The organism is Serratia fonticola (genome assembly GCF_001006005.1).
Lineage (GTDB): Bacteria > Pseudomonadota > Gammaproteobacteria > Enterobacterales > Enterobacteriaceae > Chania > Chania fonticola.
This window is the reverse complement of sequence record NZ_CP011254.1, coordinates 5532697-5545828: the sequence shown is the minus strand read 5'-3', so window position 1 is coordinate 5545828 and position 13132 is coordinate 5532697. Positions and strand designations below refer to the sequence as shown.

At 53.0% G+C, this 13132-nt stretch carries 12 protein-coding genes and 1 tRNA gene; 8 read left to right on the top strand and 5 right to left on the bottom strand.

The features are described 5' to 3' along the window. Positions 1–9: 9 nt before the first annotated feature. Complete coding sequence (locus WN53_RS24680; RefSeq protein WP_024485151.1) at positions 10–900, top strand: dihydrodipicolinate synthase family protein; 891 nt, start codon at positions 10–12, stop codon at positions 898–900. Positions 901–1009: 109 nt separating this feature from the next. Beyond that, positions 1010–2161, top strand: a complete 1152-nt coding sequence (fucO, locus tag WN53_RS24675; RefSeq protein ID WP_046808359.1) for a lactaldehyde reductase — start codon at positions 1010–1012, stop codon at positions 2159–2161. Positions 2162–2213: 52 nt separating this feature from the next. Here the strand turns inward: fucO and WN53_RS24670 are convergent, their stop codons facing one another. Continuing rightward, the gene (locus WN53_RS24670) at positions 2214–2825 is read right to left on the bottom strand and encodes a GntR family transcriptional regulator (protein ID WP_024485150.1); all 612 of its coding nucleotides are present in this window, start codon (positions 2823–2825) and stop codon (positions 2214–2216) included. A 321-nt stretch (positions 2826–3146) separates the two neighbouring features. Between WN53_RS24670 and WN53_RS24665 the strand changes: the two genes are divergently transcribed. The 5 genes from WN53_RS24665 (at position 3147) to WN53_RS24645 (ending at position 7717) form a co-directional block, all read left to right on the top strand. Continuing rightward, positions 3147–4334 (top strand): sugar transporter, encoded by a 1188-nt coding sequence (locus WN53_RS24665; protein WP_024486064.1) that lies wholly within the window; start codon positions 3147–3149, stop codon positions 4332–4334. Positions 4335–4591: 257 nt separating this feature from the next. Continuing rightward, positions 4592–4945 carry a type II toxin-antitoxin system RelE/ParE family toxin gene (locus WN53_RS24660; RefSeq protein WP_024486065.1) on the top strand — a complete coding sequence of 118 codons (354 nt, stop codon included), beginning with the start codon at positions 4592–4594 and terminating at the stop codon, positions 4943–4945. 3 nt (positions 4946–4948) lie between these two features. Then, on the top strand, positions 4949–5251 hold the full coding sequence (locus WN53_RS24655; RefSeq protein ID WP_024486066.1) for a helix-turn-helix domain-containing protein: 303 nt from the start codon (positions 4949–4951) through the stop codon (positions 5249–5251). A 143-nt stretch (positions 5252–5394) separates the two neighbouring features. Beyond that, on the top strand, positions 5395–6255 hold the full coding sequence (locus tag WN53_RS24650) for an aldo/keto reductase family oxidoreductase (RefSeq protein WP_024486067.1): 861 nt from the start codon (positions 5395–5397) through the stop codon (positions 6253–6255). Positions 6256–6514: 259 nt separating this feature from the next. Beyond that, positions 6515–7717, top strand: a complete 1203-nt coding sequence (locus WN53_RS24645) for a Bcr/CflA family multidrug efflux MFS transporter (protein WP_024486068.1) — start codon at positions 6515–6517, stop codon at positions 7715–7717. A gap of 72 nt (positions 7718–7789) precedes the next feature. Here WN53_RS24645 and WN53_RS24640 read toward each other — a convergent pair whose 3' ends face one another. Then, entirely contained in the window at positions 7790–8734 is a 945-nt protein-coding gene (locus tag WN53_RS24640; RefSeq protein WP_024486069.1) for a p-hydroxyphenylacetate 3-hydroxylase reductase component, read from the bottom strand. A gap of 20 nt (positions 8735–8754) precedes the next feature. After that, a complete protein-coding gene (locus WN53_RS24635) occupies positions 8755–9924 on the bottom strand; it encodes a p-hydroxyphenylacetate 3-hydroxylase oxygenase component (protein WP_046808358.1) in 1170 nt (389 codons plus the stop codon). Between the two features lie 259 nt (positions 9925–10183). On the opposite strand from WN53_RS24635, the gene WN53_RS24630 reads away from it, so the two are divergent. After that, entirely contained in the window at positions 10184–10816 is a 633-nt protein-coding gene (locus tag WN53_RS24630; RefSeq protein ID WP_024486070.1) for a TetR/AcrR family transcriptional regulator, read from the top strand. 882 nt (positions 10817–11698) lie between these two features. On the opposite strand, the gene WN53_RS24625 is transcribed toward WN53_RS24630, so the two are convergent. Then, positions 11699–11774, bottom strand: a tRNA-Asn gene (locus WN53_RS24625). Positions 11775–12058: 284 nt separating this feature from the next. Next, complete coding sequence (gene fbpC, locus WN53_RS24620; protein WP_037412998.1) at positions 12059–13117, bottom strand: ferric ABC transporter ATP-binding protein; 1059 nt, start codon at positions 13115–13117, stop codon at positions 12059–12061. Between the last annotated feature and the right edge of the window lie 15 nt (positions 13118–13132).

Sequence of the window (13132 nt, the reverse complement as noted above, 5' to 3'; positions counted from 1 at the left end):
GATTTTGTTATGGCTAACACCATTTTTAACGGTGCCTGGTGTCCGTCGATTACGCCTTTTGATACGCAGGGGAAGATCGATCTCCCTGCGTTAAGCCAGCATATGCAGCGCCTGACAGCGGCACAAACCAGCGTCCTCCTGCTGATGGGCAGCATTGGTGAGTTCACTTCGCTGACGATGGCCGAACGCCTGATGCTGATCCGCGAGGCACGCGGCATGTCGCCTTTGCCGATGGTGGCGAACATCTCCACCACCTGCATGGCAGATATGTTCACCTTGGCGGAAGAAGCGTATGCCTGCGGTTATCAGGCGGTGATGATCCTGCCCCATTACTATTTCCAGCAAACCCGCCAGCAACTATTGGCGTATTACCGCGAACTGGGTCAACGGTTGAGCGGCCAGTGGTTTGCCTATAACTTCCCGGCCCGCACCGGTTGCGATCTGGATGCAGAACTGGTGACACAGTTGGCGTCGGAGTTCCCTAACTTTGCCGGGATCAAAGATACCGTCGATTGCCTTTCCCATACGCGATCTATTATTCAGGCGGTTGCCCCGGTTCGTTCCGATTTTGCCGTACTCTCGGGCTTTGATGAGTATCTGATCCCCAACCTGTTGGCCGGTGGTGCCGGGGTTATTTCTGGCTTAAACAATATCAGCCCTGAGTTATTTGTGCAGGCCATTCAGGCTTGGCGGGGAAATGATGTGAGCCAACTCAATAATATTCAACGCGAGATCAGCAAACTTTCGGCCATTTACACCATCGGCAATGATTTTGTGACCACAATAAAAACGACGGTAGCGCGTAAGTATCAATACAGTACGCCAACCTCACGCAACTTTGCCGGGCAATTGAATGAGTCGCAATGTGCCGCGATTGATCGGTTATTTGATATTAAATAATAAACGCCTGCCGGATATCGCCGAAGATGTTGGAATCAGGCATCTCCTCTGTTGAGGGCGCATATATTCGCCTTGAGATACGTATGGCAAAAATCCAAAGGAGCATGAAATGGCTTATAGAATGATTTTAAACGAGACCTCGTATTTTGGGGCCGGTTCGATTAGTTGTATTGTCGATGAGGTGAAAAAACGTGGCTTTCAAAAAGCCCTGATCGTGACCGATGGCGATCTGATCCGTTTCAAGGTTGCCACCAAGGTGTTCGATATCCTGGAAACGGCCGGGCTAGCTTACAGCGTCTTCGATAAGGTTATCCCCAACCCGACCATTGAAGTGGTGCAGCAGGGCGTCGAAGCCTTCAAGCAGTCAGGGGCAGATTACCTGATCGCCATCGGTGGCGGCTCGCCACAGGATACCTGCAAGGCGGTTGGTATCATCATCAACAACCCAGAGTTTGCTGATGTGCGTAGCCTGGAAGGGGGCGCAGCAACCAAAAACGCCGCCGTGCCGATGATCGCCATCCCAACCACCGCAGGCACCGCGGCAGAAGTGACAATCAACTACGTCATTACCGATGTGCAAAACCGCCGTAAGTTTGTCTGTTATGACCCGCACGATATTCCAATTGTGGCGATTATCGATGCTGAGATGATGGCCAGCATGCCTGCGAGCCTGAAGGCGGCGACCGGCGTGGATGCGCTCACGCATGCTATTGAAGGCTACATCACTAAAGGTGCATGGGAACTTACCGACATGCTGCACCTGAAGGCTATCGAAATTATTGGCCGTTCGCTGCGTGCTTCTGTGCAGGGCAATGCCGAAGGAGCCGAGGGCATGGCGCTGGGGCAATATATTGCCGGGATGGGATTCTCCAACGTCGGGCTGGGCTTGGTACACGGTATGGCACATCCGTTGGGGGCGTTCTACGGCACGCCGCACGGGGTCGCCAATGCGGTGCTGCTGCCACATCTGATGGCATACAACGCCGAGTTCACCGGTGAGAAGTACCGCGATATTGCCGTTGCGTTAGGTAACAAGCAGGCGGCAACCTTGCCTATTGCTCAGGCCCGGCAGGCTGCGATTGATGCTGTCGCTCAACTGAATCAGGACGTCAACATCCCGGCCAGGCTGCGTGACGTTGGGATGAAAGAAGATGATATCGATGCGTTGGCGGCTGCCGCCTTGGCTGATGTCTGCACCGGTGGCAACCCACGTGACACCAACCTCGAAGAGATCAAGGCGCTGTATCGCCAGATTTACTAAGCGAGCACCTGTGAGCCGTGGCCGGTGGTAACACTGGTCACGGAATTATCGGCTATTTAAAGCTGGAGAACAGGCGGTTATATGAGTTGCCGACGTGCAGGGCGATCGCTTCCCGGGTTTGCTCGATATTGCGGGCAATGATGGCATCGCAAATTTTCAGATGCTCGGCGGAAGAGTCGATGATTGAGTCATTCTTCATCTTGTCGGAGCGCAGCATGCGTAGCCGATCATAAATAAAAGACAGCGTTTTGGTCACAATGGCGTTATGGCAATCCGACAACAGTTGCTCATGCAGTTCATTATCGGCCTCCACCAGCAGCGTTTGGTTTTTATCGCTAAACCCGGCTTCGATTTTATCCCTGATCGCCGCGTAGAGCTGCGGGTTCTGATTATCCCATGACAGGTTCAACACCATGATCTCAATGTCTTTGCGGATCTGGAAAATATCGCGGATCTCACTGAGCGTGATGGGTTTGATCATTTTGGTTTTGTTTTTAGACGGTTCGATCCAGCCTTCGGTCATTAAACGAAAGATAGCCTCCCTCAGCGGCGTGCGGCTGACGCTCAGTTCCTGACATAATTCATTTTCAGATACGGCCCCCACCAATTCATTGGCGATGATCTTGGCCTTAAGCTGATGATAAGTCTTTTCACTGATGTTCATAGGTTGGGTTCAACGATGGCAACTATCGTAATTAATTCCCTACAAAGTATCCGCTTGGCTCCATGAAATCAATGGGTAACAGCGGGGCTGAACATTGACATCGACTCCACGCAGTTTCTTCGCCCTGTGCGTGGTTGAGGGGTTGACTTCTGTACCTGACATCGGCTCCGTACAACTCCCTCTCCCTGTGGGAGAGGGTTGGGGTGAGGGGTTACTACTGTTGAAAAAAACAGCACCACAAAAACGTGATCTAGGTCGCATTCTGGTTACGGGTTAGTTAAAATGGCGCCACTGCCAGCCCCTATTCCGGAACACCTTACAATGGATGAAATCAGCACTTCCCGCTCGACCGCCTGGATGCGCGTGGTCGTCTTGGCCATTTCGGCATTTATCTTTAATACCACCGAATTTATCCCAGTCGGGTTATTGAGTGATATTGCCCAAAGCTTTGGGATGCAAACCGAGCAGGTGGGGCTGATCATCACGATTTATGCCTGGATCGTTGCCACGATGTCGCTGGTCTGTATGTTGCTGACCAGCAAGATTGAGCGGCGCAAGCTGCTGATCGGGGTATTTATCCTGTTTATTGCCAGCCATGTGCTCACCGCGGTGGCCTGGAACTTTACCACCTTGGTGATCTCGCGTGCCGGTGTGGCGCTGGCGCACTCGGTGTTCTGGTCGATCACCGCGTCATTGGCCATTCGTGTCGCGCCAGCAGGCAAGAAGGCGCAAGCGCTTAGCATGCTGGCGGGGGGAACCGCGCTGGCGATGGTGCTGGGCTTACCGTTAGGGCGAGTGGTGGGGCAGCTACTCGGTTGGCGTATGACGTTTATTGGCATTGCCGTGTGCGCCACCTTGGCGCTGGTGATGCTGTGGCGCTTGCTGCCGGTGCTGAAAAGCGAGCATTCCGGTTCCCTGGCCAGCGTTCCCCTGCTGTTCAAACGCCCGGAGCTGGTCAGCCTGTATATGTTGACCATCATTGTGGTGACGGCGCACTTTACTGCCTACAGCTACATCGAGCCCTTTATCCAGACCGTGGCCGGGTTATCCGCTAACTTTACCACCTTGATGCTGTTACTGTTTGGTGCTGCGGGCATTGTCGGCAGCCTGCTATTCAGCCGCTACAGCGAACGTTTCCCGTCGGGTTTCTTTATGGGGGCAATTGGTCTGCTGGCCCTCAGCCTGTTATTGCTGTTGCCTGCCTCCGGTAATGAAACGACCTTGACGTTGCTGTGTGTGATCTGGGGCATGGCCATCATGGCGATTGGCCTTTCTATGCAGGCGAAGGTGCTCAGTCTGGCACCGGATGCGACCGATGTCTCGATGGCGATATTCTCCGGTTTGTATAACTTTGGGATCGGCGGCGGGGCGTTGCTGGGCAACCAGGTCAGCCTGCATCTGGGAATGCCAAACATTGGCTTCGTCGGCGCGCCGTTGGCACTGATCGCCCTCGGCTGGTGTGTATTGAGTTTCTACCGCAGCGAACGCTTGCAGCACCATCGGGCTTAATCCACGTTCCCTTGATTGCCGCGCCCGGTAATCAAGGGTCTCCTAAGACCTATCCTCTCTTTAGCTCCCATCTTGCCGCCATGTTTTGCTACCCGATACGCAAAATATCAACGCTCATGTTTCATCTTCATCGAAATGCTGGGATCGGCCCCCAGCTTCATCATTGTGGCCGATGCCTCTCGTCCCAAGCTCCGACATAATGCAATTTATAGGTTTACACCTATATAGCTTTTGACCTATATTGCTAAGGGGCACATGTGTGGGAAATTAAAACAACGGATACGTTTGACGAGTGGTTCAGCCGGCTGGAGGACACTGACAGAGCTTCTGTGCTGGCGTCACTCATTGTACTACGTGAAAAAGGCCCTCAGTTGCCCAGACCTTATGCCGACACGGTAAAGGGATCGCGCTACAGCAACATGAAGGAACTACGCGTGCAAAGCCGAGGTATACCGATACGGGCATTCTTTGCCTTTGATCCACGCCGTCGCGGTATTTTACTTTGTGCTGGTAGCAAGGCCGGTAATGAGAAGCGTTTTTACGAGGTGATGATCCCGATTGCCGATCGGGAGTTTACCCAATTTCTGAATACAGCAGAGAACAAGGAGTAGGCCATGGGCAGAACACTGGAACAAATCCTGGCGGAAGAAAAACCCGAGGTAGTGGCCAGCGCTGAGCACATTGCGGCGGAAACGCTGCTCAATATTCACTTGGCCGAGCTACGTGAGCGGGTGCAGAAAACCCAGGTTGAAATGGCGCAGGCACTTGGCATCAAACAACCCACCGTCGCGGGTATGGAAAAGCCTGGCCGCGATCTGAAGCTCTCCTCGCTCAAGCGCTATATCGAGGCTGCGGGGGGCAAGCTGCGTCTGGATATCGAGCTGCCAGATGGTTCGCACTACGGGTTTGTTATTTAATCAACTGACTCGATGATTCAACCCTAAATCTGTCGTGGATAGGTTTGAACGCTGTAGCTTGCCAGGCGACGGGTATATATTGTTTGCCTATCGTTGGTAATAGCAGCGTCTGAACTTTGCGCCATCTTATTAGGAGTTTGATTATGTCCAGCACTCATCTGTCAGGTACCTTTACGCTCGGCACGCATACCGTCAAGCGGCTCGGTTATGGCGCCATGCAGCTCGCCGGGCCTGGGGTTTTCGGTCCGCCGAAGGATCCTGAAACGGCCACCGCGGTTCTGCGTGAAGTGGTTGCCAGCGGGGTCAACCATATCGATACCAGCGATTTTTATGGCCCGCATTACACCAATCAAATTATTCGCCAGGCACTGCATCCTTATGCCGACGATCTGGTCATTGTCACCAAGATCGGCGCGCGCCGCGATGAGCAAGGCGCATGGTTGCCTGCGTTTTCTCCGGCTGAACTGACCCAGGCCGTGCATGACAACCTGCGTAATCTGGGGTTGGATGTGCTTGATGTGGTCAATCTGCGCTGCATGTTTGATGCACATGGCCCGGCAGAAGGGTCGATTGAAGAGCCACTCTCCGTGCTAGCCGAGCTACAACAGCAGGGGCTGGTCCGCCATATCGGGCTGAGTAATGTCACCTCGGCTCAGGTTGCGCAAGGGCAGAAGATTTGTGAGATTGTCTGCGTACAGAATAATTACAACCTGGCACACCGGGATGACGACGTACTGATCGACGAACTGGCTGGCAAGGGCATTGCCTATGTGCCGTTCTTCCCGCTGGGTGGATTCACGCCGTTGCAGTCTACGACGTTGTCAGAAGTTGCGCAGCAGGTGGGAGCCTCGCCTATGCAAGTGGCACTTGCCTGGTTGCTGCAGCGTTCACCAAACATTCTGCTGATCCCAGGGACATCTTCCCTTGCGCATCTGAAAGAGAATCTTGCCGTAGCCCAGCTCAAACTGCCGAGCGATGCTGTTGCGAAGTTGAATGCGATGTAAGGCAACCCGGCAACCATAACCTCTGCGGGAGCTCTGGGTTCCCGCTAAAAATACATCTTCCCAGCATTCTCAGCCCTCTGCGTATCAACGCCAGTCCTCTTTTCTTTAATGTATTAACAAAATCCATTCTCTTCTGGAATGACACAAATGTTGTCTTAAATGTGTCCATTTCATCAGATGATTGTTAATATATTAACGAATAATCACCAAGACTCACGCCCACAACCGCTGAGGCGTTATTGATGATAAAGGAGCCGCTATGCCACCTGCCTTTACTAACCGGCCGCCACGTTGGTTGATCCCGCTACTGGGATCGCTGGTGGCTTTTGGCCCACTGTCGATTGATATGTATCTACCTGCGTTACCCGCTATGGGGCAGCAACTGCATGCCACACAGGGGCAAATGCAGCACTCATTAGGGGCATTCTTTGCCGGTTTTTGCATCGGCATGTTGCTGTACGGGCCGCTTAGCGATCGGTTAGGCAGGCGAAAGCTGTTGCTGAGCGGCATGCTGCTGTTTGTGATTGCCAGCGTGCTATGCACGCAGGTCACCCAGATTGAGCAACTGGTGGTACTGCGGGCGTTACAGGCATTTGGCAGCGGGGCCGCCGTGGTGATGGCGCGGGCTATCGCCAGAGATGTTTATACCTCAGATGAACTGCCCCGAGTGTTATCGCTCATGACTTTGGTTACCATGATTGCTCCGTTGCTGGCGCCGCTGTTGGGCGGAGCTTTGCTGACGGTCTTCGACTGGCAAGCCATCTTCATGTTGCTGGCGGTGGTGGGCTGTATCAGCGGCTTATTGGTGTTCTGGGTACTTCCGGAGACGTTAAAGACCTCTCCAGGGCAAACGGGCAGCATCCTGAAGGCGTTTCACAACTATTGCCTGTTGGTCCGTGACAGAGAAGCAATGGGCATTATTGCTACCTTGGCGTTTTCCTTCGCGGGCATGTTTGCCTTTATCAGCGGTTCTCCCTTTGTCTACATCAGCTACTTCCAGGTGCCCGCTCAGTATTACGGGCTGCTGTTTGGTTGCAACGTCATTGGTATGATCGCCGTGCTGCTGCTGAACGTGCGGATGCTGAAGGTCTACAGCCTGCCGCGCCTATTGATGATACAAAGCAGCGCCCAGGTGTTGTTTGGGTTGTTGCTACTGGTGTTCCATCAGCAGAGCCTATCCATCCTGGTGATTCTGGTGGTGTTGTTTATGTCGCTGGTGAATGCTATTGGCACCAACAGCCTGTCGCTATTGTTGCAACAGCGTGGCCAACAGGCTGGGAGTGCCAGCGCGCTCGCTATCTCATTGCAGTTTGGCATGGGGGCGTTGGCAAGCCTGGCCGTTTCCTGGTTGCAGGATGACACGCCGTTTGCCATGACGTTGGTGATGGCCGTCTGCGCGGCGCTAGGTTGGGTAGGGCAGAGAATGTCTGTGGCGCGTATTGGTTCACGGCTGCATGAATAGGTAGGATGCGGTGGTGAGGTTTTCATGCGCATTGCCGTTGCCGACAATGCGCATGAGGTTTACCGATTTAAATCACTGACTATTGGCAATAATACCGCGCAACAGCTTCTTCAAAATGCCCACTTCGTCTGCTGTGAAGGCGGACAGGACCTGTTCTTGCTGTTTGGCGGCAATATCTCTCAGCACGCTGGCCTGGCGTTCACCTGCCTCGGTCAAGTGATGGCCATTCTCGGTGCTGGATACCAAGCCTTTACGGTACAACGCTTCCTGCGCCTCTTCGATTTCTCTGGTTGGCATCGCCATTTCCGCCAGCAGGCAGGCCTTATCAAGGCAGGCGTCGCTATCTAATACCAACAGCATTCTGGCCTCGCTGGCCCGCAACCCGGTGGAGAGCTGCTTGGGCTGGTAGCTACTTTGATAGCTGCGCAGCGCCTGGGTGAGCAAATAGAACACGTTGTTATTCAGGCGCTCCTGCCTGGCGCTGCCTACTGCATTCTGTGCAACGCGCTCCGCCACCTGTGGGTAGGGTAGCACCATGGAATAGGATCCCTGATGATACACCAGCGGTGCGCGGCCCAGGTCGTCAAACGCCACCACTTTACCAATCAGGATCCAATGGTCACCGCCGTCAACCTGCTGATATTTCTCACACTGAAAGCGTGCGGCACAGTCGGTAAGCAAAGGCGTGTCACTTGCGCCGACCTCCACCTCAATCCCGGCAAATTTATCCTCGCTGGGGCGGGCGAAACGATTGGAAATATCCATCTGATCGGCGGCCAGCACGTTAATGGCGAAGTGGCTGGCTTGTTCAAAGATCGCGTAGCTGCCGGAGCGTTTATCAATGCTCCACAATACCAACGGCGGATCCAGTGATACCGAGTTAAAGCTATTGGCCGTGACTCCCACGCGGGTGCCATCTGCGGTTGCTGCCGTCACTACCGTCACGCCGGTGGCGAAGTTGCCCAGCGCACGCCGGAATGCGCGTGGATCCAGAGCAGGTTCTGTGTGATGTGTCATTAAATAGGTTCTCCTGCTCGTTATACCATCGTCGGATCGGGTTCTAACCCCATCAACTCGCGACCTAATATCTGTGCACAGACATCGTAATCGGTATAGGCGTGTGCCCCGGTCATGTGTGAGTCGCGGAACAATCGCTGGATCTCATTGCTCTCCATCCAACTGGTTGCCCCTGCAGCGCTGAACAAGCGATCGACCGATTCGATACACATTTTGACCGCGTAGGCCTGGTTGGTACGCCAGAACGTCAAAGTCTCGTGGGAAGGATATTGGTGCCGACGACCGTGTTCGGCATGTTCTTGCCAGGTTTTTTCCAAAAAGGCGCGGGCGGCAGCAACCTGATGGGTGGACTCCGCCAGACGCATCAGCGCCGGGGTGGCCGTCCCCACGCTGGCTCCGGTATAGGCTCGCACGCGGTTTTGGGTTTTTTCTTTAAAGGCGACTAGCATGCGCTCCGCAACGCCAAGGCTGATGGCGGCAAAACCGCAGGCGAAATAGGGGCGATAGGGCGAGTAGAAAATATTACTGTCTGGGTAAAGGCCGAAACCCGCAGATCGCCCGTGCATCATATCCTGAGCGGCTTCGATGCGGTGGTTTGGCACGAAGGCATTTTTTATCACCAGCGTTTTGGAACCGCTGCCGCGCATGCCAACCGCAAACCAGTCATCACGAATTTCGTAATCGCTACGTGGGATCACGCCAAAGCTGTAGATCAACTCACCGTCGGCGTTTTTGCGGCGAAAGCCGACAATCGCCCATTCGGCGTGGTCACAACCGCTGCTCCAGCCCATCTCACCGCTCAGATAAACACCCCCTTCGGTTTCCTCAATACGGCCAAACGGGGCAATACTGCTGCTGGCGGTGGCGTCTGGATTATCTCCCCAGACCTCTTGTTGTAGTTTGGGGGAAAACATCGCTATCTGATGGCTGTGGGTACACAGCAGGCTGAAAGCCCAGGCCGTTCCGCCACAGGCGCCAGCCAGCGCGGCGACACAATCGGTGAATTCTGGTAGGGAGATTTCCAGGCCACCGAATTTTTTCGGTTGGAACACCCGGTGCATACCTATGCTTTTTAACAAACGGATATTCTCATCAGGTACTTTTCGTTCGCTTTCCGCCTGTGCGGCGTTGGCAGCGATAAGTGGCAGAATGGGCAGTAATTTTTCCAGCATCGGGTTGCTAGTTTTCATCAGTTGGTTCCCTCGGTAGGGGTGGGCGTGGGATGAGTATGGGGGAAGGGTATTTTAATGGAATGTAACATTCAGGTAAAAAATTGTACTTTTCATGTTAAATGTTGAGGGTGTGATCTGGAGGCGGGTTCTGAGGGGCTGGGTGTGAGGCTCTAGGTTAGTTAGCTGCCGTCGGCTGATGTATTTATTGACTTGTAGAATGATCAATCTACAATCAGTGCAGAACTAATAGCGTTAAATGCAATAAATAGCAAGCAACATGAAAAAAAATCTTGGTAGACCTCGAGAGTTTCACCCGCAGGATTTTCTTGATGCTGCGCTTAGCGTGTTTTGGATGAAAGGTTTTCACGCCACATCAATGGCTGATTTAATGCAGGTATCGGGTTTAGCCAGCGCGAGCATCTACAAACTATATCCGGATAAAAGGTCCATTTTTCTGGCTGCGCTAACGCAGTATATGGATGATGGTTTGCGGAGAATGGAAAAACGCGCAGGTGAGCTGGATCCTGAAAACGCCCTGAGAGAAACGCTGGATTACTGTGCTTTACTTTCTACCGACGCAGATGGCATACGAGGGTGCTTCACCATTGCAACTGCAAGTGAGTTGCTCCCAGGCGACAAGGATATCTACGAAAAAGTCAGTTATATGTTCAGCGGAATTAAAAAAAACCTGATGAGTATAATTAGGCAGGGCCAAGAACAGGGTCTATTCAGGCTGGATGTTAAGGCAGAGATTATGGCTGAAAGCATTTTTATGATGCTTGAAGGAATGCGTGTTTATGGCAAGGTCAAGCCTGACTTTGTCCACCTCAAGCAGGCAAACGAATTTATCATGATGAGTGTATTAAAGACGGAGCAGATTGATAGCTCGGTCTCACCCGGAGGCGTTTAATGTTTATGCCTGGGATGCTTGTACGCCTACGTACACGGCCTGAAATTATGGTCGTCAGTGGAACCACTTCTGATAAGCGATGGGTGCATTGCTGTTGGTATGAGCGAGGTGAGTTAAAGCGGCAGAGTTTTAGTGCAGGAGAGTTAACAGTTATTGAAGCAGGCTATAATTATCTCAGTTTTACCTGAATGCAGTGAAACGTGATTTTTTCTCGTTCATCAATATGATTGGGTGATGAGGGGGCGTCTAGGAATAAGCTCGAATCCCACAGATAGAGTAAAGGTATTATCAAGCCGGGCCGACTAGAACCCGGTTTTATATAGTGTATTTCACAGTCTAAATAGTGGTGTCTCGTTGTGTTACATGGGGATTAAATCAGTAGCTGACTGTTTTGTTAATCCGTTAGTTCAACGATGCTTTGAATCTTCTTGGTTAAGCCTTGATCTCAATTTTCTAAAGAATGATCGTATTCTGTATAGAGCAAATCGAATGCACTGGTACCCAGCCCAACAAGTGGAAATGTCAGAAGCAGATATTTGCCATCACACATAACGGTGTTGTTTACTTCCCTGGCTACGGGCTTGACCGGGATATAGGCCACGCAAGGCATTGAAACCTGTGCTTGACGTTCTCGGTGAACATAAATATAGCTGGGGGCCTTGCATACAGGTTCCTCCAGCCAACGGTTTCTTGGGTGGAAAGCGCTCACAGGATATGTTGGCTAGCGAATCAGAACGCGACATTGCTGCTGCTAAAGATGAGGCGGTGGGGATCTCGCAGGGTAGTCATATTCACTTATGTAAGGCATGCCACAGTAATCAGATTGCCAATTCGAAAAGCAAAAAGCCCGCCTAAGTTTCCTTAAGCGGGCTTCTCTAAATATGGCTCCTCTGACTGGACTCGAACCAGTGACATACGGATTAACAGTCCGCCGTTCTACCGACTGAACTACAGAGGAATCGTGTGAACGGGCGGAATGATAACGGGGTGCCGGGGGGATGTCAAAGGGGATTACGCATTCTGCGTTTGTTTGCTTACAGAATGCGCAACCCGTTGAGCTTTTAGCAGATTTACCCCATAGATGCTCATGTTAAGCTCAACCGATAGTGATAATGCCCGACGGCGGCGAGAAACAAAGCGAGATCACATCAGTGCCGTAAATGCAGTGATATCGAGATGGGAGTAGGGAATGGGCATCGAAAAATACCCCGCCCGGAACCACAAGCGGGGTTTAATTCAGGCTTACTCGTCGGCGAGTACGAACATGCCGAACGGATGGATTTGCAGGAAATAGCTGTCGCCCGGCTCGGGTTGCAACTGCGTAGCGTTTACCTGCAGCAGCAGCGACTGATCGTGCCAGTTCACCAGCACCTCATACTGTGGCCCCATGTAAGCCACCTTACTGATGGTGCAACGCTGGCTAGGTTCCCCATGTTGGCTGAGGGTAATGGCTTCCGGGCGCACGCCCACGGTACATTGCTGCAAACCAGGGGCAAAGCCTTGCGGGCGCGGTACCGGGTAGCCAAAGATCTCTACGCCACTGCTGGTCACCTTGGCCGGGAAGATGTTGGCATCCCCCATAAATCCGGCCATAAAGCGCGAGGCCGGGTAGCGGTACAGCGTTTGCGGTGCGCCAATCTGCATGATTTCCCCTTTGTTCATCACCAGCACGGTGTCGGAAACCGCAAAGGCTTCGCTCTGATCGTGGGTGACGTAGAGTGAAGTGATGTTGAACTGCTGCTGCAACTCGCGGATTTTCTCACGCATGCTGCGGCGCAGGTTGGCATCCAGGTTGCTCAGAGGTTCATCGAACAGCAGCACCTTGGGCTTGAGGATTAACGCACGCGCCAGGGCGACACGTTGCTGCTGGCCGCCAGAGATCTGATCGACATAGCGCTCCTCAAAACCTTCCAGATCGACCAGCATCAGGGCTTCACGGACCCGATCGCGGATCTCCGTCTTGGGCCTTCCCAGCATTTTCAGGCCATAGCCGATGTTATCCCCCAGCGACATATGGGGGAACAGCGCGTAGGACTGAAACACCATACAGATGTCCCGCTGCTGAATGGAGCGATCGGTCACGTCCTCGCCGTCGATGAAGATCTGCCCGCCACTGGGTTTCTCCAGCCCGGCGACCAGGCGCAGGACCGTGGTTTTGCCGCAGCCGGAAGGGCCAAGCAGCGTCACCATATCCCCACGGGGGATCGCCAGGCTCAGGTTTTCAATCACGGTGTTGTTGCCAAACCGCTTGGCGACGTTTTTCAGTTCAACAAAGTGCTTTTTATCTTGAATGTCAGACATGTTGTTCATCCTTCT